The organism is Rhizobium sp. BK316 (genome assembly GCF_014193695.1).
Taxonomy (GTDB): Bacteria; Pseudomonadota; Alphaproteobacteria; order Rhizobiales; family Rhizobiaceae; genus Rhizobium.
Window position 1 is genome coordinate 910,243 of sequence record NZ_JACHZR010000002.1, and the last position, 23,993, is coordinate 934,235.

Annotated in this window: 25 protein-coding genes and 2 tRNA genes; 12 read left to right on the forward strand and 15 right to left on the reverse strand. The window is 59.9% G+C overall.

Features of this window, described 5'->3' with window-relative positions:
* The first annotated feature begins 146 nt into the window (after positions 1 to 146).
* On the forward strand, positions 147 to 2,813 hold the full coding sequence (ppdK, locus tag FHT87_RS13010) for a pyruvate, phosphate dikinase (RefSeq protein WP_183802333.1): 2,667 nt from the start codon (positions 147 to 149) through the stop codon (positions 2,811 to 2,813).
* Here ppdK and FHT87_RS13015 read toward each other — a convergent pair.
* Both FHT87_RS13015 and FHT87_RS13020 read right to left on the reverse strand, forming a co-directional pair.
* The gene (locus FHT87_RS13015) at positions 2,807 to 3,082 is read right to left on the reverse strand and encodes a hypothetical protein (protein ID WP_183735567.1); all 276 of its coding nucleotides are present in this window, start codon (positions 3,080 to 3,082) and stop codon (positions 2,807 to 2,809) included. The two genes, ppdK and FHT87_RS13015, sit on opposite strands and share 7 nt — an antisense overlap.
* A 91-nt stretch (positions 3,083 to 3,173) precedes the next feature.
* A complete protein-coding gene (locus FHT87_RS13020; protein WP_183802336.1) occupies positions 3,174 to 3,371 on the reverse strand; it encodes a hypothetical protein in 198 nt (65 codons plus the stop codon).
* A gap of 109 nt (positions 3,372 to 3,480) precedes the next feature.
* On the opposite strand from FHT87_RS13020, the gene FHT87_RS13025 reads away from it, so the two are divergent.
* A complete protein-coding gene (locus FHT87_RS13025) occupies positions 3,481 to 3,726 on the forward strand; it encodes a hypothetical protein (RefSeq protein ID WP_113427151.1) in 246 nt (81 codons plus the stop codon).
* A 4-nt stretch (positions 3,727 to 3,730) separates the two neighbouring features.
* Here the strand turns inward: FHT87_RS13025 and FHT87_RS13030 are convergent, their stop codons facing one another.
* Positions 3,731 to 4,120, reverse strand: coding sequence for a hypothetical protein (locus FHT87_RS13030; protein WP_183735569.1), 390 nt, complete (start codon positions 4,118 to 4,120; stop codon positions 3,731 to 3,733).
* A gap of 225 nt (positions 4,121 to 4,345) precedes the next feature.
* On the opposite strand from FHT87_RS13030, the gene FHT87_RS13035 reads away from it, so the two are divergent.
* On the forward strand, positions 4,346 to 5,251 hold the full coding sequence (locus FHT87_RS13035) for a DUF1499 domain-containing protein (protein WP_183802339.1): 906 nt from the start codon (positions 4,346 to 4,348) through the stop codon (positions 5,249 to 5,251).
* Positions 5,252 to 5,421: 170 nt separating this feature from the next.
* On the opposite strand, the gene FHT87_RS13040 is transcribed toward FHT87_RS13035, so the two are convergent.
* From FHT87_RS13040 to FHT87_RS13050, 3 genes are read right to left on the reverse strand one after another with little or no spacing between them, the layout of a single operon-like run.
* On the reverse strand, positions 5,422 to 5,877 hold the full coding sequence (locus FHT87_RS13040) for a DCC1-like thiol-disulfide oxidoreductase family protein (protein WP_183802342.1): 456 nt from the start codon (positions 5,875 to 5,877) through the stop codon (positions 5,422 to 5,424).
* A gap of 2 nt (positions 5,878 to 5,879) precedes the next feature.
* A complete protein-coding gene (locus tag FHT87_RS13045) occupies positions 5,880 to 6,794 on the reverse strand; it encodes an MBL fold metallo-hydrolase (protein WP_183802345.1) in 915 nt (304 codons plus the stop codon).
* A 2-nt stretch (positions 6,795 to 6,796) separates the two neighbouring features.
* Positions 6,797 to 7,093, reverse strand: a complete 297-nt coding sequence (locus FHT87_RS13050) for a cupin domain-containing protein (RefSeq protein ID WP_183735573.1) — start codon at positions 7,091 to 7,093, stop codon at positions 6,797 to 6,799.
* Positions 7,094 to 7,251: 158 nt separating this feature from the next.
* On the opposite strand from FHT87_RS13050, the gene FHT87_RS13055 reads away from it, so the two are divergent.
* Positions 7,252 to 7,326, forward strand: a tRNA-Gln gene (locus FHT87_RS13055).
* 140 nt (positions 7,327 to 7,466) lie between these two features.
* Here FHT87_RS13055 and FHT87_RS13060 read toward each other — a convergent pair.
* Positions 7,467 to 7,877: a hypothetical protein gene (locus tag FHT87_RS13060; RefSeq protein WP_183802348.1), complete on the reverse strand. Its 411-nt coding sequence runs from the start codon at positions 7,875 to 7,877 to the stop codon at positions 7,467 to 7,469.
* A gap of 261 nt (positions 7,878 to 8,138) precedes the next feature.
* Between FHT87_RS13060 and FHT87_RS13065 the strand changes: the two genes are divergently transcribed.
* A tRNA-Pro gene (locus tag FHT87_RS13065) sits at positions 8,139 to 8,215 on the forward strand.
* Between the two features lie 248 nt (positions 8,216 to 8,463).
* Here the strand turns inward: FHT87_RS13065 and FHT87_RS13070 are convergent.
* Entirely contained in the window at positions 8,464 to 9,441 is a 978-nt protein-coding gene (locus tag FHT87_RS13070) for a hypothetical protein (RefSeq protein WP_183802351.1), read from the reverse strand.
* A gap of 851 nt (positions 9,442 to 10,292) precedes the next feature.
* Here FHT87_RS13070 and FHT87_RS13075 point away from each other — a divergent pair.
* Together FHT87_RS13075 and FHT87_RS13080 are read left to right on the forward strand one after the other, a co-directional pair.
* Entirely contained in the window at positions 10,293 to 11,042 is a 750-nt protein-coding gene (locus tag FHT87_RS13075; RefSeq protein ID WP_183802354.1) for a hypothetical protein, read from the forward strand.
* 255 nt (positions 11,043 to 11,297) lie between these two features.
* Positions 11,298 to 11,483, forward strand: coding sequence for a hypothetical protein (locus tag FHT87_RS13080; RefSeq protein WP_183735579.1), 186 nt, complete (start codon positions 11,298 to 11,300; stop codon positions 11,481 to 11,483).
* A 330-nt stretch (positions 11,484 to 11,813) separates the two neighbouring features.
* On the opposite strand, the gene yghU is transcribed toward FHT87_RS13080, so the two are convergent.
* Entirely contained in the window at positions 11,814 to 12,692 is an 879-nt protein-coding gene (yghU, locus tag FHT87_RS13085) for a glutathione-dependent disulfide-bond oxidoreductase (RefSeq protein WP_183802357.1), read from the reverse strand.
* A gap of 194 nt (positions 12,693 to 12,886) precedes the next feature.
* Positions 12,887 to 13,546, reverse strand: a complete 660-nt coding sequence (locus tag FHT87_RS13090) for a GNAT family protein (RefSeq protein WP_183802360.1) — start codon at positions 13,544 to 13,546, stop codon at positions 12,887 to 12,889.
* Positions 13,547 to 13,645: 99 nt separating this feature from the next.
* Here FHT87_RS13090 and FHT87_RS13095 point away from each other — a divergent pair, with 99 nt between their 5' ends.
* Positions 13,646 to 15,073: a PLP-dependent aminotransferase family protein gene (locus tag FHT87_RS13095; RefSeq protein ID WP_183802363.1), complete on the forward strand. Its 1,428-nt coding sequence runs from the start codon at positions 13,646 to 13,648 to the stop codon at positions 15,071 to 15,073.
* Between the two features lie 112 nt (positions 15,074 to 15,185).
* Here the strand turns inward: FHT87_RS13095 and FHT87_RS13100 are convergent, their stop codons facing one another.
* The gene (locus tag FHT87_RS13100) at positions 15,186 to 16,691 is read right to left on the reverse strand and encodes a DegQ family serine endoprotease (protein WP_183802366.1); all 1,506 of its coding nucleotides are present in this window, start codon (positions 16,689 to 16,691) and stop codon (positions 15,186 to 15,188) included.
* A 521-nt stretch (positions 16,692 to 17,212) separates the two neighbouring features.
* On the opposite strand from FHT87_RS13100, the gene FHT87_RS13105 reads away from it, so the two are divergent.
* The gene (locus FHT87_RS13105) at positions 17,213 to 18,265 is read left to right on the forward strand and encodes a LacI family DNA-binding transcriptional regulator (RefSeq protein WP_183802369.1); all 1,053 of its coding nucleotides are present in this window, start codon (positions 17,213 to 17,215) and stop codon (positions 18,263 to 18,265) included.
* Between the two features lie 39 nt (positions 18,266 to 18,304).
* On the opposite strand, the gene cysN is transcribed toward FHT87_RS13105, so the two are convergent.
* Genes cysN through FHT87_RS13120 form a run of 3 tightly spaced genes read right to left on the reverse strand, consistent with a single transcriptional unit; the run spans position 18,305 to position 21,505 of the window.
* Positions 18,305 to 19,789, reverse strand: a complete 1,485-nt coding sequence (cysN, locus tag FHT87_RS13110) for a sulfate adenylyltransferase subunit CysN (protein ID WP_183802372.1) — start codon at positions 19,787 to 19,789, stop codon at positions 18,305 to 18,307.
* Position 19,790: 1 nt separating this feature from the next.
* A complete protein-coding gene (gene cysD / locus FHT87_RS13115; protein ID WP_183802375.1) occupies positions 19,791 to 20,744 on the reverse strand; it encodes a sulfate adenylyltransferase subunit CysD in 954 nt (317 codons plus the stop codon).
* 17 nt (positions 20,745 to 20,761) lie between these two features.
* Positions 20,762 to 21,505 carry a phosphoadenylyl-sulfate reductase gene (locus FHT87_RS13120; protein WP_183735586.1) on the reverse strand — a complete coding sequence of 248 codons (744 nt, stop codon included), beginning with the start codon at positions 21,503 to 21,505 and terminating at the stop codon, positions 20,762 to 20,764.
* Positions 21,506 to 21,925: 420 nt separating this feature from the next.
* On the opposite strand from FHT87_RS13120, the gene FHT87_RS13125 reads away from it, so the two are divergent.
* The 3 genes from FHT87_RS13125 (at position 21,926) to FHT87_RS13135 (ending at position 23,340) form a co-directional block, all read left to right on the forward strand.
* Entirely contained in the window at positions 21,926 to 22,372 is a 447-nt protein-coding gene (locus tag FHT87_RS13125) for an Rrf2 family transcriptional regulator (protein ID WP_183735587.1), read from the forward strand.
* Between the two features lie 101 nt (positions 22,373 to 22,473).
* Positions 22,474 to 22,860 carry a DUF6152 family protein gene (locus FHT87_RS13130; RefSeq protein ID WP_183735588.1) on the forward strand — a complete coding sequence of 129 codons (387 nt, stop codon included), beginning with the start codon at positions 22,474 to 22,476 and terminating at the stop codon, positions 22,858 to 22,860.
* A 9-nt stretch (positions 22,861 to 22,869) separates the two neighbouring features.
* On the forward strand, positions 22,870 to 23,340 hold the full coding sequence (locus FHT87_RS13135; RefSeq protein ID WP_183802378.1) for a DUF6644 family protein: 471 nt from the start codon (positions 22,870 to 22,872) through the stop codon (positions 23,338 to 23,340).
* A gap of 22 nt (positions 23,341 to 23,362) precedes the next feature.
* Here FHT87_RS13135 and FHT87_RS13140 read toward each other — a convergent pair whose 3' ends face one another.
* Positions 23,363 to 23,944, reverse strand: coding sequence for a flavodoxin family protein (locus FHT87_RS13140; protein ID WP_183802383.1), 582 nt, complete (start codon positions 23,942 to 23,944; stop codon positions 23,363 to 23,365).
* Between the last annotated feature and the right edge of the window lie 49 nt (positions 23,945 to 23,993).

A 23,993-nucleotide genomic window follows, 5' to 3' on the forward strand; every position in this document is an offset into this window, starting at 1 on the left:
TTTTTTATGCGCCTCACGATTTTCAATCGTTTGATTCTGTATACCCTTAGGGATTTATTGTGCGGCGCAACATTTCGCCGCAATTGTCGATTTTCATTTCAACACCAAGGGATTAAGCTGGTCCCCGAAATGGTGTTGGGGGGAAGATGACCAAGTGGGTCTATACGTTCGGCAACGGGCAGGCTGAAGGCCGGGCGCGAGATAGGGAGATTCTTGGCGGCAAGGGCGCCAATCTCGCCGAAATGTGCAGCCTCGGTTTGCCGGTTCCTCCCGGCCTCACTATCGTCAGCGAAGCCTGCAACACCTATTACAAGAACGGCCGCAAGATCGATCCGGCATTGAAGGAGCAGGTGCTTGCGGGCATTGCCGGCATCGAGCAGACAACCGGCCGCCGTTTCGGTGCGGGCAACCAGCCGCTTTTGCTCTCCGTTCGCTCTGGTGCCCGTGTTTCCATGCCGGGCATGATGGATACGGTGCTCAATCTCGGCCTGAATGACGAGACGGTGCAGGCGCTCGGCCATGATGCCGGTGACGCGCGCTTCGCCTGGGACAGCTATCGCCGCTTCATCCAGATGTATGCCGATGTCGTCATGGGTCTCGGCAACGATCTCTTCGAGGAAATTCTCGAGGATGAGAAGGCACGCCTTGGCCATGAATTCGATACCGAGCTCAGCGCGACTGAATGGCAGCACGTCGTTTCGCTCTACAAGGCGCTGATAGAGGAAGAGCTGGACGAGTCTTTTCCGCAGGATCCGGCAATACAGCTCTGGGGCGCTGTCGGTGCGGTGTTTGCAAGTTGGATGAGCGCACGCGCCGTCACCTATCGCCAGCTTCACAATATCCCGGAAGCCTGGGGCACGGCGGTCAATATCCAGGCCATGGTCTTCGGCAATCTCGGCAATGCGTCAGCGACAGGTGTTGCCTTCACCCGCAATCCCTCGACCGGAGAGAAGATCCTCTACGGCGAGTTCCTTGTGAATGCGCAGGGCGAAGACGTGGTGGCCGGCATCCGCACGCCGCAGAGCATCACTGAGGAGGGGCGTATCGCCTCAGGCTCCGAGAAGCCTTCGATGGAAAAGCTGATGCCGGAGGCCTTCAAGGAGTTCGGCAGCATCTGCGCCGAGCTCGAATCTCACTACCGGGACATGCAGGATATCGAATTCACCATCGAGCGCGGCAAGCTCTGGATGCTGCAGACGCGCTCCGGCAAGCGTTCGACGCGCGCGGCGATGAGGATCGCCGTCGACATGGTGGACGAAGGCGTGATCACCGAGGATGAGGCCGTCCTGCGTATCGAGCCCTCGACACTCGACCAACTCCTGCATCCGACCATCGATCCGCGCGTCAGCCGCCAGGTGATCGGTTCCGGCTTGCCGGCTTCGCCCGGGGCGGCAACCGGCGAGATCGTCTTCACGGCGGAAGAGGCGGTCGAGGCGGAGGCCGAAGGACGCAAGGTCATTCTGCTGCGCGTCGAGACGAGCCCCGAAGACATTCACGGCATGCATGCGGCGGAAGGCATCCTGACGACGCGTGGTGGCATGACCAGCCATGCGGCCGTCGTTGCCCGCGGCATGGGTATCCCTTGCGTCGTCGGCGCCGGCACCATGCGCATCGACGCCCGCAACGAAAGGCTGATCGGTATCGGCGTGACGCTGAAGAGGGGCGATATCATCACCATCGACGGTTCCGCCGGCCAGGTGCTGAAGGGCGAAGTGCCGATGATCCAGCCGGAACTGTCGGGCGATTTCGGCCGCATCATGGGCTGGGCAGACCGCGCCCGCCGCATGACCGTGCGCACCAATGCCGACACGCCGGCGGATGCCCGCGCGGCGCGCTCCTTCGGCGCCGAGGGCATCGGGCTTTGCCGCACCGAGCATATGTTCTTCGAGGGTGAGCGCATCCATGTCATGCGCGAGATGATCCTGGCTGAGGACGAGAAGGGCAGGCGGGGCGCTCTCGACAAGCTTCTGCCCATGCAGCGGAGCGATTTCACCGGCCTGTTCACCGTCATGCACGGCCTGCCGGTGACGATCCGCCTGCTCGATCCGCCGCTGCACGAATTCCTGCCGAAGAGCGATGAGGAGATTGCCGAGGTCGCCTATGCAATGGGCATGGAACCCACGGCGCTGCGCCAGCGCGTCGATGCGCTGCATGAGTTCAATCCGATGCTCGGGCATCGCGGTTGCCGCCTTGCCATCTCCTATCCCGAAATCGTCGAGATGCAGGCCCGTGCCATCTTCGAGGCAGCCGTCGCCGCGGCACAGGAAACCGGTGCCGCCGTCGTTCCCGAAATCATGGTGCCGCTCGTCGGCCTGCGTTCCGAGCTCGATTACGTCAAGGCGAAGATCGATGCCGTGGCGCAGGATGTCATGTCGGAGGCCAGGATGCGGATCGACTATCTCGTCGGTACGATGATCGAGCTGCCACGCGCCGCACTGCGCGCCCATGTCATTGCGGAAGCGGCCGAATTCTTTTCCTTCGGCACCAACGACCTGACGCAGACCACCTTCGGCATTTCACGTGACGATGCCTCGGCCTTCATCCCGACCTATCAGCGTAAGGGCATCATCGAGCACGATCCCTTTATCTCGCTGGATTTCGATGGAGTTGGCGAACTCATTCGCATCGCCGCAGAGCGCGGCCGGCGCACGCGCAACGACATGAAGCTCGGCATCTGCGGCGAACATGGCGGCGATCCCGCCTCGATCCATTTCTGCGAGACGATCGGCCTCGACTATGTCTCCTGCTCGCCCTTCCGCGTACCGATCGCCCGACTTGCGGCGGCCCAGGCGGTGATCTCAGGCGCTCAGTGACGATAGCGGTAATAGCGCGGATAGACGTAGGGGCCGTTCAGATTATAGGCCATGTCGGCCATCACCCAGTCGCTGTCGTAGCGGGCCTGGGCGCGGCGGTCGAGATCGATGCGCTGCAGGCAATTGGCAAAACCGTCCGTACCGCGTTTGAAGCCGTAGCCGAGACAGGTCTGCTCGTCACGAGCCCGGCGCTCCTCGGGCGTCAGGGTCTGGCAGGCGGCAAGCCCGACGGCCAGAACGGCAAGAAGCGGCAGAACATATGGGCGCATCGGTCTATTCCTTGGAGCATCAACGTCCGACCAGGAAAATCCATCTCCCAGGCGCCGTCAACCTGCCAGGCTCATCAACCTGACTGTGATATCAGGCCGCGCCCGCAGGGTCGCCAATCGGCAGCAGCGCCGGGTCAAGCGGCTTGCCTTCCGGGTTCTTCGTGTCGCTCGGGTCCTGTACTGGCGGCAGCGGCGGTTTTTCCCGAATGCGGTCGGGAATGCCTGGGGTCGGCTGCGGGCCAAGCGGCGTCTCTTCGCCGGGAGTGGGAATCGGATCTTTGTTCGGCATGATTCGCCTCCTTCATCGAGGAAGGAACGACAGGATGCATGCTTGGTTCCACTTTCCCCGCCATGCGTTCCTATGTAAGAGCAAAGACAGCAGCACTGGAAAGAGCACCATGGCGATCCGCGATCGATTTTCGAAGAAACTTACCTGCCCGCAATGCGGCAATAGTGGCTTTGCCGAAGCCTCCGAGATCGACGACGCCAAGCGCAAAACCCCCGACTTCAAGGTGGATCAGCTGCCGCGCGGTTTCTTCGTGCAGCGCCCCTCGGTCCATCAGGAAAGCTTCATGCTGAAATGCGAATGCGGCCGCAAGTTTCCCTTCCGCTCGCTGGCGGAAGCCGCAGCCGGCCGCGACTGATGCTCTAAATCCGCTCCAGCACTTCGATGAAGGCATCGGCGAAACGCACAAGATGCTCGGTATTTTCATCGGGCGCCTGCATGCGGATTTCCGTGCCATTCTGATCGAGCAGGGCAAGAACCACACGCATCTTCTTGTCCGACGTCGGGATGCGCAGCACGGCAATGCGCCGGCAATCCTCGACAAGACCTGCCGCCGGCAGGTCGAAGAGAAATTCGCCGCGCGTTTCAGTCGCTGCCTTGCGCACCGCCTCGCAGAAGCCGGCCTCGCCGCCAGCATAACCTTCCAGTGAAAGTTCGAGTTCGAGAAGTTCCAGCGGCAGCAGCGGCTCGGCGCGGTCAATGCCGCCAAGCGAGGAAGCCTGCTGCCTTTCCATCGTCTGGGATGAGATCATCTGTCTCTCCTGTTTCGTGGGAAATACATGAGACCCCGGCAGAATGGCCTTTTTACGGCATATCAGCAATGGCTTATGTAGATCGTGTGCTCTTTGATTTGGCCTTTGAAGTGGATTGCTTCGGCAATCCTCAGACAAGAGTTTCAATTTAGACGAATCTTGCACTAGAAAAGTTGATGGCGGCAGGTGCATTCAAAAGCTGCCGCCGACCAACCGGTAAATTTAATGGCCATCCGCTTCGATCGTCCCGTTTCCAGCGCTGCCCGCTTTTCGCGGCATTTCGGGGCGTTTGCGCTTGTGCTTTCGGTGGCGGTGCTGATCGCCCATCGCTTCGGCGGGCTGGCGACCCCCTATCTCATCCTGGTGCTGCTCGTTTCCGTCGGCTGCGCTGTCCTCGCCACCCTGCTGGCCGCGATCGGCCTGCGCAGCCTCTGGATGACGGGTGCCGAAGGCGGGCTGAATGCGCTGGCGGCCCTCATCTACGCCGCCTTTCCGCTCGGCATCGGCGCTTTTGCGGCAGAGCGCTACTTCACCCTGCCGGCGATCTATGACGTCACCACGGATACGGCCGCCACACCCGACTGGCTCTCGCCGCCGCAGGCCGACCAGATCTGGCTTCCGCGCGACCCGGTGATCACGCCGGGCGACCGCGAGAGGCAGCTTGTCGCCTATCCTGAGCTGACCGGCCGCCGCTACGACGGCGCGCTCGACCGCGTTCTCGAGGCGGTCAAGAAGGTCGCCAAGCAGAACGGCATCACCATCACCAAAAGCGAAGGCGATACGACGCCCGGCCGCGAATTGGAGGACAAGCCCGTTCCCGCTCAGCCGGAAAACGGTGTGGCCGACTCACCCGATGTCATCCCCGTGCCGACGCCGCGGCCCTATGAGGATAGTGTTGCCAAGCTGATCCGCGGGGCGAATGGCGTGATCGTGCAGGGCACGACCCGCACCTTCATCCTCGGCCTGCGTTTCGACATCATCATCCGTCTGCGTGAAGAAGCTGAAACCACCTTCGTCGACGTGCGCGTCGCCTCCCGCTACGGCCAGCACGATCTCGGCTTCAGCGCCGAAGTGGCCGAGCAATATCTGGGTGCTCTCGACTCCGAACTCCTGGGGATCGCGGGTGGGTGAGCCCCGGTGCCGCAAAGCGGCAGTAATCGATCCAGTGGATCGATTACAGGGGCGAACGCCCGGAGCCATGCGAAGGGCCGGGATCCGGTGAGGCATATTAAAACACCCCTATTACTAACCTCTCCTGGAATGCGACGTGCCAGCAAGTCCCGTGCGGTCCAGCGCACGCCTCACCCCAAAAACCGCTCCCGCATATCCGCCGTCGGCACCACGCAGCTCTCCCTGCGCCCCGCGATCCTCAGCCTATTCCGCGCAACCACCCCATAAGCCGCATCCGCAATCCACCGCGGCACGATCCTGAGCAGAGCGGCCAGAGCCCACGGCATGCCGAGCCCCTCCAGCATGCGGATCGTCGCATCGGATTTGTAATAGGCGCGGCCCTTGTCGATGAGCAGGTTGGTCTCGTAGTTCCGCGTCTCCAGCCCGTAATGCCGGTAAAGCGCCTCGCCGAGCGGCGTCTGGGCAACGATGAAGCGGTAGCGCTTTTCCGTGTCCCGCTTCAGCAGGAACTGCACCCAGCCGGAGCAGAAGACGCATTCGCCATCGAAGAGGATCAGCGGCTTGTCGTCGGCAAAAGCTGGCACGGACGGATCGTCGCGATAGCTGTAATCCGCACGCGCCGCCATCGTCAGTCTCCCGCCAATCGATAATGCGCAAAGAGAGACGGCGGCCCGTCGGCGCTGACCTCGCCGCGCTCCATCAATTCCTCGATATGCGCCAGCACCGAGAGTGCCGCAGCACCATGCAGATGCTTATCGGTATCGCGGTAGATCACCTCGACCATTTTGGGGATGGTGCTGTCCCCCTTCCGAAGACGCTCGATGATGGATCGCTCGCGCAGACGCCTGTGCGTCTTCAATCCGCGCAGGAAGGGCGCAGGCGAGGTGACCGGTCCGCCATGGCCGGGCAGCAGCAATTGGTCGTCGCGGTCGAGCAGCTTGTCGAGCGAGGCCATATAGTCCGCCATGGAACCATCGGGGGGTGCGACGATCGTCGTCGCCCAGGCCATCACATGATCCGCAGAAAACAGGATGCCGCGGCCCTCGAGCGCGAAGGCCGCGTGATTGGCCGTGTGGCCCGGCGTCAGCACGCCCGTCAGCGCCCAGCCGTCGCCGGAAATCGTCTCTCCATCACGAATAGCGATATCGGGCAGGAAATCCATGTCCGAGCTCTCCGCAAAGGGATTGATCTCGCCGTCGCGTAGCGGTCGTGATGGGCGATGCGGCCCTTCGCCGACCGTCAGCGCTCCCGTTTCTTGGCTCAGTCGCCTTGCGAGCGGCGAGTGGTCGCGGTGGGTGTGGCTGACGAAGATATGCGTCACCTGCCGGCCGGCAAGCGCTGCCATCAGCGCTTCAAAATGCGCTTCGTTCTCAGGACCCGGATCGATGACGGCGACCGACGAGCTGCCGACGATATAGCTGTTCGTGCCATGGAAGGTGAAAGGGCTCGGATTTTTTGCCGTCAGGCGCTGGATACCATCGGCGACGGCAACTGCCTGGCCATAGGCCGGATCGAAGAAGAGATCGAAGTTCGCGCCGGACATGTCTATTTATATTCGATCTCGATGAAGGACATGGGTTTGTCGCCGGCATTGACGACATTGTGTTCCGTCCCGGCCTCACGGCGATAGGCCGCTCCCTTGGCGACATCCACCCTGCGACTGCCCTCGGCATCCTCGATCAGGAACTGGCAATCGGTCATCGGCACCACGACATAGCCGAACCCATGAGTATGAACGCCGGTATCGGCACCCGGCTCGAAATCCCACTGGGTGATGCGCACGACGGCATCGTCGAGGATCAGCGTGGCAAGCGCGGGCGGACGGGCGCGATATTGGCTCAACGGTAGCTCCATTGGCTGTGTCGATCCCAGAAGTCCTACCATGCCGGTGGGACAGCGCATACAAATATGACGTCGCAGTGAACTTAGTGATTGTCGGGCAGACAGACCTTTGCTAATCAGGCCACGTTTTGGCGAAGCGGCACGCGCTTCGGCTCTGGTGGGGCGTAGCCAAGCGGTAAGGCAGCGGTTTTTGGTACCGCCATCCCCTGGTTCGAATCCAGGCGCCCCAGCCACATTTCCAGATACCGATCATGTTATCGAAGGCCCTGTCGCGAAGCAGGGCGAGGCTTTTGCGCTTTTCTAGCCACGCAAAGAAAAAGCCCGCCGATTTTCACCGGCGAGCCTCGATCGAACGTCTTTCAGGCAGTCAGACTTACTTCTGAGCCGGTGCCAGGAATTCGGCGCAATAGGACGGTCCGTCCACGCCGGGGATATCGTTGACGGTGCGGATGTCGCGGATCGTGTAGTCGGAATTGGTGGTGATTTCGGCCTGGCAGCGCAGGTAGAGCGTGCGGGCGCTCGCAATCTGCTTGCCGCGCTTACCGTCAGCACCTTCGGCATATTTCGCGGGAACGCGCACCGTCTTGTAACCGCCCTTCCAGGTGTAGATCGTCGAAGAGCCTTCGTCGCGGTCGCTGAGCGGCGGGCCGTAGGCGGCAAAGAACTTGCCGGCCGACTGGCCGACCCAGCGTGCCTCGATCGGGTTGCCGGGAGTAGGTATGGTGGTGCATCCGGCAAGCGCAATCGCAAGCGCGGCGGCCCCGGTCATGGTGCGGAATTTCATCGTGTCGTCCCTGATATCTAGCCAGTGGCTGCGAAGCCGCCTTCACGACGGTTTCGCCTGTCCCGCCAAGCCCTTTAGCGCGTAACCCGGCAAAAGAAAATTGCCACTTGGCCGCTTCTGAGGAATTTGCCGCGGGTGTGGCTTTTTGCTGCACGGCCGGCTGAAGGGGTTTGTCACGAGCCTGTCAAAAATTCCCGCGGCTTTTTGAATTTTGGTGCTTGCACAACATGATAGGCCGGTCTATAGAGGCGCCGCTGGTCACGGAGTGTAGCGCAGTCTGGTAGCGCACCACGTTCGGGACGTGGGGGTCGAGTGTTCGAATCACTCCACTCCGACCAGCTAAAACCCTTGGCCTATAAGGGTTTTCATTCCCGAACAGATTTCTTCAACAAACCCAAATCAATATAAGCGGACCGATTGCTTCGGCGGACCGGTTAAAATGCATTGGCCGCTTGCTGCTGGAAGTTCGGACTTGCATGGGCGCAGGTGCTCGAACTCCTCAGCCGTCATGCCGAGAGATGTCGCTGCTTGCTCTGTATCAACGCCTGCCTGAGCCAGCCAGGTTGCACCTGCGCACCTTATTCGTCTAAACTGTGAGCGGATGCGCTGTCCGCCCGAGCGCATGGTCGCTCCCGTTAAACACGATCAACTGCGGGTTCGTTATTTTTGTAATATCGATTTTAGGGACATAGAACGTCTTGAAGTTCGGATTGAGCATTGAAATCCTAAACAGCTCATTGAACTGCGTTCCAATCGTGCCACGGTTTTCAATCAACCGATAGGGACCAAATCTCGCGCAGAATAGCGCCACATTGGCTGCGACCGCTTCAATACAATGCTGCAGCGTCGCGTCGGCGAAGTGATTTTTCTTGTCGTGTTTCGTTTTGTTATATGCGTCATACCAAGGGAGCGACTGGGTTGTTGCAGGCGTTGACCAACCACGGAATGGGGCGACTGCAGCAACATTTGCGTAAGTCGGCATCCCAACCTCGAATTCGGCAAGATGCAGGGGTGCCTTTAGACGGAAATAGTCCTTGGTCTTGAGGATAGCTTGCGTAACGCCGGCCGAGCGGAGCATCTGGCTCCATTGATCTTCAACCTCGGTGCATGCCAGTATCAACAACTCTCTGGTGCGATGACCGTACGAGGCCAACCCTTGGGTTGAGGGCTCAATAAAGTTCAGTACCTCGTTTAATCGATGGAAAAGCAAGAGAAGACTTCTCTCCGTCTGCTGAATTTCATGCATCGACAGATTGAGTGCTTGAAGGATGTCGACCTCGTAATAGAGGCCAGGTCGCCACACTTTATCTATCACTTCGCCTTCGGCCAACCTTGCCGTTTCAATCCCCTGAGCGCCAAACCGCTGTACGACCCAGCTTTGAAGCGACGAGCCTGATTTGGCCTCGGTAACAGTTAAGCCAGGTGAAATCGTGTATACGCCGTCGCCACCGCCGTACTGATGTACAAAATGAGTACTGGTTTCGTACGCTATACCACGCGGCGTTTTGCTGAAAAAATTCCAGTTGGGGGGATCAGCGGTACATTGGTAGACGATAACAGCCACTTAGAAAATCCTCTGCTTTGAATTTACGAATTACACACCTCGGTGTGCTGAAAGGCATTATCTGCAGTAATTCGAAAGTCTTCTACCAATGGTATACATTGATTTCATAATTAATCACGCAGCAGGAATCTTGGTGCTCGTGTTATCAGCGATCGCGGCCAAGTGGCTTTATGATAAGGCTGAAAAAATGAGGGGCCGCCTTAGTGCTACTGGGTTCCCACGCGATGATGGTTTCGTTAGACAGGACGCGGAGATGCCGCGCAGATATTGGAAGGACTGCCTTCCGGTATGTGCCGTCTATTTCCTGGCAATCGTCAGCGGCTGCCTGTTCATCTATATGCTCTGGTACCTCTATCCTTTCTTTCCCAAGTCAACAATCGCCGGGTCTTTCTAGACTTCACGCGGATTTGTCGGGGCCAAGCTCCTTGATCGTCGTTCCACGTTTTCGATGCTTCGGACGACGGCTTTGAAACGAGATCGACGGACCGATTGCGGACCGTTTGAAATAGCGGACCGCTCAGAAGGGGTTCGCTGCCGCCTGCTGGAAGTCCGGGCTTGCACGCGCATAGATCCGTTCAAACTCTTCCGCCGTCGTCCACAATGCTGCTGCCGCCTGCTCGGTTTCAACACTGGCCTAGGCGAGCCATCTGGCTCGTGTATGGCGCCCATTAGCGCTTCCCCTTCTGTTGCATTTTGGCTGCGCGCTATGAGAGCATATTGCTGAGTCGGGAGGAAGATGGGTGCGTTTCAAGAAAATGCGTGACAACAAGTACTTCCATACCTGCGATCTGCCTTTTCTGCATTTGCGAAATACCTGAATGATCTGACAAAAGAGGATGATTTGAATAACCATGACGACCGACAGAGCCGAGCGGCTTCACTTACTGATTGAAAATATCAGGGAAATTTTAGCGAAGCGGAATCAAGGCCAAGAATTATTCCATAATCTTGCTGCCTTAGCAGCAGGTACGGGTTCCGAAAATTATGCTTCATTTCATTTCCAATATCAGTCGTTGTGCGGAGCCCTGCGCCGTGATGTAGAAGCGGTGCCTTTAAAGAAGGAAAGCGTAAGGGAGCACTGGCTAAGTTGCGTTGAAGCTCTCTCGTTAACATTTGATGTGAAAAATTTGCTCACCAGAACCGACCAGGTGCTGGGTAATCATTATACAGCTACGAACCTCCAAGCCCTTGATGCTATGTCCGAGCGTTTGCAGGCTGTGGAACTCTACGAAACACCAAATGATGAACTCGAAACAGCATTAAATGCAATTCACGAAGCAATCCGGGAGATGTTGAAAGCTGGCCAGCTTGACCGGCGTGTAGCGAATGTACTCGAACATTACCTTATTCAAATCGAGACGGTGTATCGGTCGAGTGCAGCGTTCGGTGATGAGCTGTTTTGGAAAACTTACAAAGAGATATTCGGGATGTTTATCCAAACCCATCCCTTGATCGCAAAGCTTGAAAACAAAGAAGTCATTTTTGCAAAGATAAAAATCGCTGCCGGTAAGCTTTCTTCTTCCACGATTTCGGGAGTTTCATTCCTGGCAAATTTAGGTACGGCCGCAACTATATTTCTTCCTTTGCTCGCCAGCAAATGATGCAGCTCATCGAAAATCACAATTGAGAAAAATCCGGGGCATCGATCATCCGTCTATTTCTTCTCGAGCTTCCAGCGGAGTCTTCTGAGCGGCGAGTTCACAAAGGGCTTGGTTGGTCAAATGCGTCAGGTTGACGTGAATGAGTTCGCCTGCGGACTTCTCCGAACCGATTTGAACAAGCAAAACTCTAAATTTTAGACATTGCTAACGAACAAATAGCCGCTAAGCTAGTTTCCCTCGGAGGAGGAAGCGTCAATGAAGCAGATGAACAATCGCCAAGTCCGGATTCCCGGCCCGAAAGATCAGGATATCGCTGAACATTGCCGAAAATTCGGGATAGGCCCGGCCGAGGAGAAGAAGCTGAAGAAGCTCCTGGGCCATCGGGCACCACTCCACGAGATCCAGGCAAACGCGTCCACGCCTCAGCCGAAGTGGCGCTAGACCGGAAGCTGTCTTCACCTCAAGCTATGAATGATCGTTGCGCGTCGCTCTGCTCTGACGCAGCGTTTTCCCATGTCCCGGATGCTGAAATAAAAAGCCCCGCCGGTGGCTTTCGGCGGGGTAGATAGGGAAAGCTCTCCGAAAGGTGGCAGGAGAGCGTTTGCATTTCAGCAAGACTGGAAGAATGAGGCGAGGGCACTTTTGCCGGATTCGGTACAGTTCGCTTAAAAACCCGTAATTTTTAGTGGGAAAATTTGCGATTTCGGCCTTGCGCCGTTTTTTGGCAAGGAGAGCACGCCGTCGTAACGACGCGCCGCCTTTCCGGTATCGTCACTCGGCTGCCTGCAGCTTGTCCTGCGTCTTCGTCTCGAAGTCGCTGGCGTCATGGCGTTCGTGGAGCTGGCTGGAGGGCTCGCCGCTGACGCGGTTGACCATGCGGCCGCGCTTGACGGCCGGGCGGTCGCCGATCAGGTCGGCCCAGCGCTTCATGTTCCTGTATTCCTGCACCTGCAGGAATTCGGCGGAATCACCGTACATCCAGCCCTTCACGAGGCCGCCATACCAGGGCCAGATCGCCATGTCGGCGATGGTGAACGCGTCGCCGGCGATATATTCGCTTTCGGCCAGGCGCCGGTCGAGCACGTCGAGCTGGCGCTTGGTTTCCATGGCGAAACGGTTGATCGCATATTCGATCTTCGTCGGCGCATAGGCATAGAAATGGCCGAAGCCGCCGCCGAGATAAGGCGCGCTGCCGACCTGCCAGAACAGCCAGGAGAAGCATTCGGCACGCTTGGCCGGATCGGTCGGCAGGAAGGCGCCGAATTTTTCCGCGAGATAGGTGAGGATCGCGCCGGATTCGAAGATACGCACCGGCTTTTCGCCGCTGCGGTCCATCAGCGCCGGGATCTTGGAATTCGGGTTGACCTCGACGAAGCCGCTGCCGAACTGGTCGCCATCGCCGATCCTGATCAGCCAGGCATCATATTCCGCGCCGCTGTGGCCGAGCGCCAGCAGCTCCTCCAGCATGATGGTGACTTTCACGCCATTCGGCGTTCCCAACGAATAAAGCTGCAGCGGATGGCGGCCGACTGGCAGTTCCTTGTCATGCGTCGGCCCGGCGATCGGGCGATTGATGCTGGCGAACTGGCCGCCGTTTTCCTTGTCCCAGGTCCAGATCTTGGGGGGCGTATACTCGGACGAACTGGTCATATGAGCTCCTGACAGAATAACTTCGTGCTTTACGTGAAAGGCCCAATCCTTAACGGCAATTGAGGCCCATGAACATATTGGTAGCAATGAAGTTCTTGTCATCGGGGCTGCGGCTTTTTTGTCGCCGCCGCTTTCAGTATGTCGTCCAAAGCGTGACAGCGTATCTGAAAGATCGCGGCACGCTGGGAGTTCATTCAGAAGCTGAGCTTGCTCTTCTGCTGGCCGTCGGCTTCGAAATTCTCAGGCGCGAGCCATGCCTCATATCCTGCCTTCAGCTTCGGCCAGTCCCCATCGGTCATGGCAAACCAGGCGGTGTCGCGGTTGCGGCCCTTCTGCACCATATGCTGGCGGAAGATGCCCTCGAAGGAGAAGCCGAAGCGTTGTGCCGCCCGCTTCGACGGTTCGTTGAGGTTGTTGCACTTCCATTCGAAGCGCCGGTAGCCGAGCGTGTCGAAGACATAAGCGGCGCAGAGATAGAGCGCTTCGGTCGCAACCCGCGTGCGGGCGATCGAGGGTCCCCAGAGAATGTTGCCGATCTCGATGACGCCGTTCGCGGTATCGATGCGCATCAGTCCCTGCCGGCCCTCGGCCCGTCCCGTCGCCTTGTCGATGACGGCGAAGAACAGCGGATCCTCGCTTGCCACGGACCTTTCGAGCCAGGGGGTGAAGGCTGCCATATCGGCGGGTACGCTTTCGAAGAGATAGCGGAAGCGGTCTTCCGCGCCGGGCTGTTGCGCCGAGCGAAGCAGATCGGCGCCGTGCCTTGCGGCGTCCAGCGGCTCCAGGCGGGTGTAACGGCCCTCAATCGGGGCGCGGGCGGGGCGGGCGACACCCTTCCAGTTGGAGAGATCCATCGTCTTTATCCATTGTTGCATCAAACCTGACCGGTCTTGCCTTGCAAATGGACTGGAGTAAAAGTCCAGTTCTGACCTTTTGAGCAGACCAGTGGAAGAATGACGCCGACACCTGCATGGCTCGACCTCGATCGCGACGGAGGCGATCTCGCCGGCCAGATCTATCGAAGCCTGCGCGACCGTATCCTGCTCGGCCAGCTTCCGGCCGGTCATAGGCTGTCGTCGACCCGCGCTTTTGCGGCGTCTCTTGGTGTTGCGCGCTCGACGGTCGTCGAGGCTTACGACCGCCTGAAATCCGAAGGATATATCGAAGCCTCCGCCGGCGCCGCGACACGGATTGCCGCCCTTGCACGGATGCGGCCCGAACGGCAGCAGGGCGACCGCGTGCCGATGAAGGAGGAAAGTCCGGAGCAGCCGCCCTACCGCGCCCTGTTCCGGCCGGGCGCGCCTGACATATCGGATTTCCCGCATGCCGTCTGGAGCCGCCATCTTGCTGCACGCAGCCGATCTCTGCGCATCCATCATCTCGGCTATGAGCATGCAACCGGTATCCGCGAACTGCGCGAAGCCATCCTTGAGCATGTCTCGGTGACGCGCGGCGTGGTCGCCGAGCCGGAGCAGGTCATGATCGTGCCCTCCACGCGCGCGGCGATCGACATGCTGGCGAGAACCATGTTGCGAAGGAGCGGGCGCAGAGCCGCATGGATGGAAGATCCCGGCTATCCCGCCGCGCGCTTGCTGCTTGGCGATGCCGGCGCCGACGTCGTGCCGGTTCCCTGCGATGATCAGGGCATCGACGTTTCCAGGATGGACGGCCCGCAGCCGGCGCTGATCCCAGCGCTGATCCCAGCACTGATCTATGTGACGCCATCCCATCAATATCCGACCGGCGCCACGCTGAGCCTGCCGCGCCGGCTGGCGCTGCTGGAGGCGGCGCGCCGTCACGAGAGCCTTGTCGTCGAGGATGACTACGACAGCGACTTTCAATATGGCTCGCGGCCGATCGCCGCCTTGCAGGGCATCGACAGGGCGGAGGTCGTGGCCTATGTCGGCACCTTCTCGAAGGTGCTGGCGCCCGGCCTGCGCGTCGCCTACGCGGTCGTGCCGCGCTGGCTGGTATCGGAGGCTTCCGAGGCGCTGCATCGCAGGGGTGTTGCCGTCTCCACCCATGTCCAGGCCGCCCTTGCCGATTTCATCAATGAGGGCCGTCTGCGCGCCTATTTGCGGCGCATGAACCAGCAATATGCCGAGCGCATGGCCCGGACGATCGGAATGCTGGAAAGCCACTTTGGCGGAAGGCTTTTCATTTCGGGCGGCAATGGCGGATTGCAGCTTGCGGCCTGGTTTCGCGATGAGACGGTGGATGACCGGGCGGTCGTCGCGAAGGTGAATGCATCAGGATATGGTCTGATGCCGATGTCGGGTTTCTTTATCGGCAAATCCGCCCCCGGCATTCTCTTCGGTATCTCGCAAGCGGAAGCGGCCGCCGTTCAAAGACTGGCAGCCGATCTCAAGGCTGTGCTCTAGCCATTTGTTTTCACGCAATTCCGGACGCAAAACCGCTGCACACTTTGCTGGAATTGCTTAGAAACGCATGCGCCCGGAACTGGTCCGGGCGCAGCGCTCACGTGGGTGCCCTTCAAGCGGCGGCGAAGGGCACGGCCACGAAGGTCTTGTTGCCGCCACGTTCGATCAGGAGCAGTACCGACTTGCGGCCGGCCTTGCCGGCATCGGCAACGGCGGTCTTGACGTCGCGGGCATCATGCACCGGCTTGTCGTTGACCGAGACGATCACATCACCGGGCTGGATGCCGGCGGCAGCGGCAGACTTGTCCGGGTTGACGTTGGCAACGACGGCACCGTTGACGCCGTGGGGCAGGTTGAGCTGCTGGCGGACATCAGGGGTCAGATCGGCAAGGCCGATGCCGAGGCTCGGCTGGCCGGCAGCCTGGCCCTGATCGTCGCTGCTCTCGACGGCGGCGGCCTGCTTCTGGGTGTCTTCATTGCCGCCGACGGTGACGTTGAGATCGACCGTCTTGCCGTCACGCCAGACGGCCAGCGTTTCCTTGGCACCCGGCGACAGGTCGGCAACGAGGCGCGACAGGTCCTTCGGGGTCTTGACGTTTTCGCTGCCGACGGCCGTTACGATGTCACCCGTCTTGATGCCGGCATGGGCAGCAGGCGTTCCATTGGTAACGGCGGCAACCAGCGCGCCTTCGGCCTTGGAGAGGCCGACGGCATCGGCGACATCCTGGGTGACCGGCTGGATCTGCACGCCGAGATAGCCGTGATCGATCGAACCGTCCTTCTGCAGCTTGGCGACGATCGTCTTTGCTTCAGATGAAGGAATGGCGAAGCCGACGCCGACGCTGCCGCCGTTCGGCGAGTAGATGGCGGTATTGATGCCGACGACATTGCCGTCACGATCGACCAGCGGGCCGCCGGAATTGCCGTGGTTGATCGGCGCATCGATCTGGATGAAATCGTCATAGGGGCCGCTGTGCAGGTCGCGGCCGCGGGCCGAGACGATACCGGCCGTCACCGTCGTGCCGATGCCGAACGGATTGCCGATGGCAAGGATCTGGTCGCCGAGCTTCAGCTTGTCGGAATCACCCCAGGCGATGGTCGCAAGCGGATGCGGAGCCTGAACCTTCAGAACGGCGAGGTCGGACTTGGCATCGGCGCCAAGCAGCTTGGCCGGCAGCTCGGTGCCGTCGTCGAGCGTGACCTTGATGTCGATCGCATTGTCGATGACGTGATTGTTGGTGACGATCACACCGTCGGGGCTGATGATGAAGCCGGAGCCGAGCGCCATGGCATGCTGTGACTCGTGCTGCTGCGGCGCCTGATGCGGAAGGGGAATGCCCTGCTGTTCGAAGAACTGGCGGAACTGCTCGTCCATCGGTGAACTGTCGGCGCTGGCATTGGTGGCCTTCATCGTCGTCGTGATGGTCACGACAGCCGGCTTGTCGGCATCGACGATGGAAGCAAAGGAGCCGTTGGAGGCCAGAATGCCGCCGGTCTCGGCCGGTGCAGCAAGAGCCGTCGAGGAGGAAGAGATGGCGAAGGGCAGGGAGGCCGCGCCGAGAACGATAGCCGCTCCGACAAGTGCTGCAGCCCGGTGCTTGCGAAGAATGTTTGACATGGTGGAAGTCCCTTGCGAGAGCGTTGGCATCAGATGACGCTTGGTTCCATGCCATGGACCTAGGCGTCGAGGAGTATTTCCGCCAATTATTGCTGACTTTTACTTGTGTTTCACTGGTTGAAAGCGGATATTACTGTGGTCGGAAACAATTGGCGCTTAATACCTATATGATCCGTTCTGTGGGATTTACAAATTAAACATTGATCATGTTTATATTACGGTATCGTAAGACATTACTATAATTTAATCTTGTCTGACCCGACGTCGCCGTAGTTTCGTGAATGCTCTCCTGTTGACCGCGTCTGAAGGGCCAGAACAGTGAAACATATTTCATTTGCTGTGATCCGCCGCCCTCTCGGCTACGTAATAAATTGAACCACTCGCGGCACTTATTTGGGATTTTTCGCGTTTCGGTTGATGCGGGAACTTAAAATGTTAGTAGACTCTAAATTATTTATTCTTCAGAAAGAAGGAGTTGCGAATCGACGGGGGCGAGGTTCGCGGCGACGTGCGGGAAAGCGATGAGGGATTCAGTGAAGCCGGGGCGGGAAAAGAAGCGCAGTTCCCATGTAAAGTTGAGTGATGTTGCAAAGAGGGTAGGGGTCAGTCCGATCACTATCTCGCGTGCGCTTCACAACCCGGATATCGTCTCCGAAGAGCTGCGCGAGGTCATTCTGCGCACCGTCGACGAGATGGGTTACATCCCCAATCTTGCCGCCCGCGCGCTTGCCGGCCGCCACAGCGGCATCGTCGGCGTCATCACGCCGTCGCTTCATCACCCCTGCTTCACAGGCGTCATGATGGGCATCGAGGAGCGGCTGCGTGCCACGGATCTGCGGGTGCAATATGCCAACACGCTCGATGACGGCGATCAGGAGATCAGCCAGTTCAAATCCTTCCTGGCGCAGAAGCCGGCCGGCATTATCCTTATCAATGCGGAATATTATGACGGGCTCGCGCTGTTGATCGATACGGCCGCATTTCCGGTGGCCCACGTCGCCGACCTCAGCCAACCGCCGGCAACGCTGCTCGTCGGCATGTCGCATCATGTTGCTGCTGCTGCCGCGACCCGTTTCCTTCTGTCGAAGGGATACAAGCGAATCGGTTTCATCGGCGGGCTCGGCGATATCCGCTCGCGCCGCAGCCGAGCGGGGTATGAGGAAGCCATGCGCCAGGCCGGTCTCGACAATCCGTCGCTGATGCATGGCGAAGACGGTTCCACCAGCATCGGTCTCGGACGGCGCCTGTTCAGCGAGCTGCTGGAGCGGGTACCGGATCTCGATGCGATCCTTGCGCAAAATGATGATCTCGCCCTTGGCGCGCTGATCGAATGCAACGAACGCGGTATCAGCGTGCCCGATGATTTCGGCATCTGCGGCTTCAACGATCTGGAATTCGCACAATTCACCTCGCCGTCTCTGACGACGGTTCATGTCCCGCGTCACGACCTCGGCCGCCGCGTCGCCGACATGCTGTTGCGCGCCATTCGCGAAGAGCCGCCGGAAGAACACAGGGTCGATCTCGGATTCTCGATCATCGAGCGCGGTTCGACGCGCCCGGGACCGCAGCAGTAAACGAAGAGCATAAAAAAGGGGCCGATCGGCCCCTTTTCCTTAGATGTCGCTTGCCGCGCTCGACCAGAGCTCGGCTGCTTCCGATGCTGTCATGCGGCGCACTTCCGCCTCATGGCGGCGCTGGGCAAACAGCTCGCTCGCCATGATCTGCTCGGCAAGATCGGCCGGAAGCGAGAGGATCACACGGGCATCGCTGCCGTGCAGGCCACTGACATCGGCGCGCTTGCCGGTCACCATGCCGCCGGCGATGGTGTTGTTCGTCTCCGGGTCGATCAGGATGAAGGAACCGGTAGCGCGGTTCTGCTCGTAGGGATCGAAGATCGCGGCTTCGTCGAATACGAGGCGCACCTTGCCGATGGCGTTCATGTAGAGCCGCTGGGCGGAATTCCACGTGCCGGTCTTCAGCTCCAGCTGGCTGATGGGCTCGACCTGAACGCGCTGGCGGCGCGAGCCGCTCTTCAGCCAGTAGCGCTTGCCGGCCTCGATACCCTCAGGCTGCAGGGCAACGACCTGCGCATCGAAGGAAAGGCCCGTCTGCGGCTGCGAGTCGATCGAAACGATCATGTCGCCGCGCGCCACGTCCACCTGACGGTCGAGAACGAGTGTGACCGCGTCACCGGCAACGGCCGCGTTGCGCACCAGATCGAAGGTGACGATCTTGGTGACATTGGCGACCATGCCCGAGGGCAGGATCATGACGCTGTCGCCCGGCTTGACCGAACCGCCGGCAACCGTGCCCTGATAGCCGCGGAAGCTTTCGCCGGGGCGCGAGACGCGCTGGACGGAAAGACGGAAGCCGGTCGACTGGCCGGAACGGACGGTCGCATGTTCCAGCGTCTCGACCAGCGTCGGACCATTGTACCAGGGCATTGCTGCCTGGCCGGAATAGACGACGTTTTCCCCCTTCAGCGCCGACATCGGGATCGCGGTGATCTGCTTGACGCCGAGCGACAGCGCAAATTCCCTGAACTCGTGGGTGATCTTGTCGAAGCCGGCACGGTCATAGTTCGTCAGGTCGATCTTGTTGACCGCGAGCACGAACTGCTTGATGCCGAGCAGCGAGGCGATCGTCGCATGACGGCGCGTCTGCTCGAGGATGCCGGCGCGGGCATCGACCAAGAGCACGGCGAGATCGGCGGTGGAGGCGCCGGTCGCCATGTTGCGGGTATACTGCTCGTGGCCGGGCGTGTCGGCGACGATGAAGGAGCGCTTGTCGGTCGAGAAATAGCGATAGGCGACATCGATGGTGATGCCCTGTTCGCGCTCTGCCTGCAGACCATCGAGCAGCAGCGCGAAATCGGGCAGGCCAAGATCGTTCTGCTTGCCGGTGGAATCGCGGCGGAGCGTTGCCGCCTGATCTTCCTTCACTGCCTTGGTATCCCAAAGCAGGCGACCGATCAGCGTGGACTTGCCGTCATCGACGCTGCCGCAGGTGATGAGGCGCAACGGGCGCGAGTCGCGCACGGCCTTCAGAGGCTCGGCGGCGGGTACGGCGACGACGTTTGCGGGAACGGCTGCAGTCATCTCAGAAATATCCTTCACGCTTCTTCTTTTCCATGGAACCGGACTGGTCACGGTCGATGGCGCGGCCCTGGCGCTCGGAAACCGTAGCGATTTCCAGCTCCGCGATGATCTCTTCAAGGCTGGTGGCAGTGGAGCGGATCGCGCCCGTCAGCGGGAAGCAGCCGAGCGTGCGGAAGCGGATGGAATCTTCCTGCTTCGTTTCGCCGGGCAGCAGCTCCAGACGCGGATCGGAGGCGGCGATCATCATGCCGTCGCGCTCGACATAGGGGCGTTTGGCGGCAAAATAAAGCGGCACGATCGGGATGTCCTCGGCCTGGATGTAGCGCCAGATATCGACTTCGGTCCAGTTCGACAGCGGGAAGACGCGGACGCTTTCGCCCTTGCGGATCTGGCCGTTATAGATGTTCCAGAGTTCCGGGCGCTGGTTGCGCGGATCCCAGCGATGGTCGGGCGTGCGGAACGAATAGATGCGCTCCTTGGCGCGGGAGGCTTCCTCGTCGCGCCGCGCGCCGCCGAAGGCCGCGTCGTACTGGCCGGCGTCCAGCGCGTTGCGCAGCGCTTCCGTCTTCATGATGTCGGTGTAGCGGGCGGAGCCAAAGGTGAACGGCGTGATATTCTCAGCCGCACCGCGCGGATTGATATACTCGATCAGGTCGAGATCGTACTTCTTCACGATCTCGTCGCGGAAGGTGATCATCTCCGCAAACTTCCAGCCCGTATTGACGTGCAGCAGCGGGAAGGGCACGCGGCCGGGATAGAAGGCCTTGCGGGCAAGATGCAGCAGCACGGAGGAATCCTTGCCGATCGAATAGAGCATCACCGGACGCTCGAATTCGGCGGCAACTTCGCGGAAGATATGGATCGCTTCGTTTTCCAGCGCCTTCAGATGCGGGTCGAGCGGCGGCTTGGCGCTCTGCGGATTGGTCAGTTCCGTATCCTGACGGGTATCGGGCATTTCGTACTCCAGACTTCTTATTGCTGCGCGACGATTGAAGCCGCTTCTTCGGCGACATGCAGGCCGCATTCGCGCTTCTCATCCTGCTCCCACCACCAGCGGCCGGCGCGTTCCGGCTCGCCGGGCTTGATGGCGCGGGTGCAGGGCTCGCAGCCGATCGAAGGATAGCCACGGGCATGCATCGGGTTGATCGGCACGCCGTTATCGGCGACGAAGGCCTTGATTTTGTCGATATCCCAATCTGCGAGCGGATTGACCTTCAGGAGGTGGCGCTCGGCGTCGTATTCCGCAAACGGCGTCTCGGCGCGGTTGGCCGACTGGCCACGGCGCAGGCCGGTGATCCAGATCGTCGCGCCTGCCAGAGCCCGCGCAAGCGGCTTCAGCTTGCGCACGCCACAACAGGCATGCCTGGCTTCGACGCTCTCGTAGAAACCGTTCATGCCGTATTTCGCCGCGTAAGCGTCGATGTCGGCCTGCTCCGGTTCATAGCGGGTGATGTGAATGTCGTACTGGCTCTCGGTCTCGCCAATCAGATCAAGCGTTTCCTTGAAAAGCCGGCCCGTCTGCAGCGTCACGACGTCGATCGGCAGGCGATGCGTGCCGATTTCTGCAGTGATGACCTGGTCTTCGATGCCGAGCGAGGTGGTGAAGACCACACGTCCGCCAAGGCCGGCGACGAACGAAAGCCGGCCGGCGAGGTCGAGGCCCGAAAGCTTGTCAGCCAAAGCCTCGGCTTCTTCGATCGGATTGATAACAGTCATGGGGGATCCTGTCCTTGATGTTGGCCGGAGTATTACAGCTGAAGGACGGATCGGACAGAAAAAGGGATTTCGAAAGGACTGCTTAGCGGAGCAAATATCTCTCCCATCCTGCCGCAATGCAGAAAAGCAGCCGCCGACGTCAAGAAGACGCCTCAAACTTAATGTCTATAGAAATAGTAGTGTTACACGGCGCCTGTCAATTGGAAATCGGAAGTGATGGCGATAATGATGAAAATTGCCGTTTTTTGAAGTAGATTATCAACTGTTGGCCGAGGGTGAAAAACAGGGCCAAAACACTTGTCTCTCAAGGCTTTTTCCGGCGCGTTCAAATTCCGTTCATGCTGGCTGTGCAATAGAGGCGAATAGCTTTCGTGCGATGCCGGGATTCGGCACCGCTTTGTGTGTGTTCGACGGTCCGAGATGATTACGCAAAAAGCGAAATATGCGCTGCGGGCGCTGACGGTTCTGGCGGAAGCTGCGGCCGACGAACCCGTCATGATTTCCGACATTGCCGTGCAGCAGAAGATCCCGAAGAAGTTTCTGGAGCAGATCCTGCTCGATTTGAAGCATCACGGCATCGTGGTCAGCCGCCGTGGCAAGCAGGGCGGCTACCTGTTGCTGAAGCCGGCCCACAACATCACCTTCGGCGAGATCCTGCGCATCATCGACGGTCCCATCGCGCCACTCCCGTGCTTGTCGATCACTGCTTACCGCAAGTGCGATGATTGCGACGGCGAGCAGAATTGCGAAATCCGCCACGTCTTCGCCAAGGTGGCAGACGCCACCCGCAAGGTGCTGTTCTCGACGACGATTGCCGATGCCGTGGGAACCAAACAGGGTGCGGAGGTCACGCGCCTGCTCGCCTGATCCGTTTTCCTCCCACTCACCGGTCTTCAAGATTCGGTGAGTGCTCTTTTCATATGTCGTCCATGCTCCACCTGCCCGTGCATTCGGGTAGGGAGAAGATCATGTTTGCACTTTCAGGCAAGCGAGTGCTGGCAGCTGCCATGCTCTCGGCCGCATTCGCAACGGGTGCAGCGGCGCATCATGGCTGGTCATGGGCGGAAGCCGACCAGATCGAGCTCCGCGGCACCATCCAGCAGATATCCATGGGCGGGCCGCATCCGACGCTCGATGTCGCAACCGTTGATGACGGCGTGTGGCGCGTCGAGCTCGGCAACCCGCGCCAGACGGAGCGCTCCGGCTTCGTGGAGGGCGTCGCAAAGCCCGGCGATCAGATCACAGCACTCGGAAACCGCTCGCAGGACCGCAATGAGAAACGGCTGAAGGCCGTGCGCATCACCATCGGTGAAAAGCGCTACGACATTTATCCGGAACGCATCCAGACGAACTGACGCTTCGTCATGGAGCTTCTCGAATGGCTGGCTGCCACCACGCTTGCGGTCGAGCTCAGGCGCTCCGCGACGCTCTACATGTTCGTCAACGCCGCCCATATCCTGGCGATCGGCCTTCTGGTCGGCGCCATTCTCCCGCTTGATCTCAGGCTCGCCGGCCTCTTCGCCAAGGTGCCGGTGGAGGTCATCGCACCCTTCCTGTCCCGCTCGGCAGGCATCGGCCTCGCCTTGGCTTTGCTCACCGGCTTTTGTCTCTTCTCTGTCCGCCCCGCCGAATATGCCGCAAATACCGCCTTCCTTGCCAAACTCGGCCTGATCGCCTTTGGTCTTCTCAATGTGCTCATCGTTCATGCCGGTAAGGGGTGGCGAACCGCGATCGCGATCGGCATCGTCCGTCCCGCGCTACGGTTTTCCGCGGCCCTTTCGGCGTTGATATGGATCGCAGCCGTCGTGGCAGGGCGATGGGTCGGCTTTCTCTGACACGATGCCCTTCCGATTTCGTTCACCTGCGCCCGCGCACGAATTGCAGCGTCGCCTCGGCGACCCGCTGGCCGAGATGGCGGGCGGTTGCAAGGTCGGCTTCGGGCGGCGCGATTTCCGAGCCTTCATCGACATTCGATTGTGCGGCAGCCCCGAGCCAGAAACCCAGTCTGTTCAGTTCCGCCTTCGAGCCGAAAGAAGAGTTGTTTGCCGGCGGCAGATCGAGATTGATCCAGTGCATGCCGTGCTGGGCGGCAAAGAGGGCGATCTGCATCAGTGTGGCGAGCTTGTCGCCAGCTTGGGCGCCCGAATTGGTGAAGCCGGCGGCGATCTTGTTCTTCCAGCGATAGCCCTTCGCCATGACGGCATGCGAACTCGCCTCCTGAAAGGCCTTGAAGGCGGCAGACGGCCCGGCGACATAGGTCGGCGCGCCGAAGATGATCGCCTCTGCCGCCGCGAGATCATCCCAGCGGCTCTGCGCTTCTTCTGTTGTCAGCAGCAGGCCACGCATGATGGCGACCCGTTCGATACCGGCCTTCACCGCTTGCGCTTGTCGCGCCGTATGGCCGTAACCGCTATGATAGACGATGGCGATGTTTGTCATGGGTCGATCTCCTCCGATTTGAAAAACAGATGCCTGCCTCCGCAGTCGG

Bases quoted from the DNA above. Each gene is read 5' to 3' on its own strand.
- FHT87_RS13095 (WP_183802363.1), top strand. From the start codon at position 13,646: ATGACGCCGACACCTGCATGGCTCGACCTCGATCGCGACGGAGGCGAT.
- FHT87_RS13140 (WP_183802383.1), bottom strand. From the start codon at position 23,944: ATGACAAACATCGCCATCGTCTATCATAGCGGTTACGGCCATACGGCG.
- FHT87_RS13045 (WP_183802345.1), bottom strand. From the start codon at position 6,794: ATGTCCGGCGCGAACTTCGATCTCTTCTTCGATCCGGCCTATGGCCAG.
- FHT87_RS13105 (WP_183802369.1), top strand. From the start codon at position 17,213: ATGAGGGATTCAGTGAAGCCGGGGCGGGAAAAGAAGCGCAGTTCCCAT.
- cysD (WP_183802375.1), bottom strand. From the start codon at position 20,744: ATGCCCGATACCCGTCAGGATACGGAACTGACCAATCCGCAGAGCGCC.
- ppdK (WP_183802333.1), top strand. From the start codon at position 147: ATGACCAAGTGGGTCTATACGTTCGGCAACGGGCAGGCTGAAGGCCGG.
- FHT87_RS13025 (WP_113427151.1), top strand. From the start codon at position 3,481: ATGGCGATCCGCGATCGATTTTCGAAGAAACTTACCTGCCCGCAATGC.
- FHT87_RS13130 (WP_183735588.1), top strand. From the start codon at position 22,474: ATGTTTGCACTTTCAGGCAAGCGAGTGCTGGCAGCTGCCATGCTCTCG.
- FHT87_RS13100 (WP_183802366.1), bottom strand. From the start codon at position 16,691: ATGTCAAACATTCTTCGCAAGCACCGGGCTGCAGCACTTGTCGGAGCG.
- FHT87_RS13015 (WP_183735567.1), bottom strand. From the start codon at position 3,082: ATGCGCCCATATGTTCTGCCGCTTCTTGCCGTTCTGGCCGTCGGGCTT.
- FHT87_RS13125 (WP_183735587.1), top strand. From the start codon at position 21,926: ATGATTACGCAAAAAGCGAAATATGCGCTGCGGGCGCTGACGGTTCTG.
- cysN (WP_183802372.1), bottom strand. From the start codon at position 19,789: ATGACTGCAGCCGTTCCCGCAAACGTCGTCGCCGTACCCGCCGCCGAG.
- FHT87_RS13135 (WP_183802378.1), top strand. From the start codon at position 22,870: ATGGAGCTTCTCGAATGGCTGGCTGCCACCACGCTTGCGGTCGAGCTC.
- FHT87_RS13040 (WP_183802342.1), bottom strand. From the start codon at position 5,877: ATGGCGGCGCGTGCGGATTACAGCTATCGCGACGATCCGTCCGTGCCA.
- FHT87_RS13035 (WP_183802339.1), top strand. From the start codon at position 4,346: ATGGCCATCCGCTTCGATCGTCCCGTTTCCAGCGCTGCCCGCTTTTCG.
- FHT87_RS13080 (WP_183735579.1), top strand. From the start codon at position 11,298: ATGAAGCAGATGAACAATCGCCAAGTCCGGATTCCCGGCCCGAAAGAT.
- FHT87_RS13060 (WP_183802348.1), bottom strand. From the start codon at position 7,877: ATGAAATTCCGCACCATGACCGGGGCCGCCGCGCTTGCGATTGCGCTT.
- yghU (WP_183802357.1), bottom strand. From the start codon at position 12,692: ATGACCAGTTCGTCCGAGTATACGCCCCCCAAGATCTGGACCTGGGAC.
- FHT87_RS13020 (WP_183802336.1), bottom strand. From the start codon at position 3,371: ATGCCGAACAAAGATCCGATTCCCACTCCCGGCGAAGAGACGCCGCTT.
- FHT87_RS13030 (WP_183735569.1), bottom strand. From the start codon at position 4,120: ATGATCTCATCCCAGACGATGGAAAGGCAGCAGGCTTCCTCGCTTGGC.
- FHT87_RS13120 (WP_183735586.1), bottom strand. From the start codon at position 21,505: ATGACTGTTATCAATCCGATCGAAGAAGCCGAGGCTTTGGCTGACAAG.
- FHT87_RS13075 (WP_183802354.1), top strand. From the start codon at position 10,293: ATGACGACCGACAGAGCCGAGCGGCTTCACTTACTGATTGAAAATATC.
- FHT87_RS13090 (WP_183802360.1), bottom strand. From the start codon at position 13,546: ATGGATCTCTCCAACTGGAAGGGTGTCGCCCGCCCCGCCCGCGCCCCG.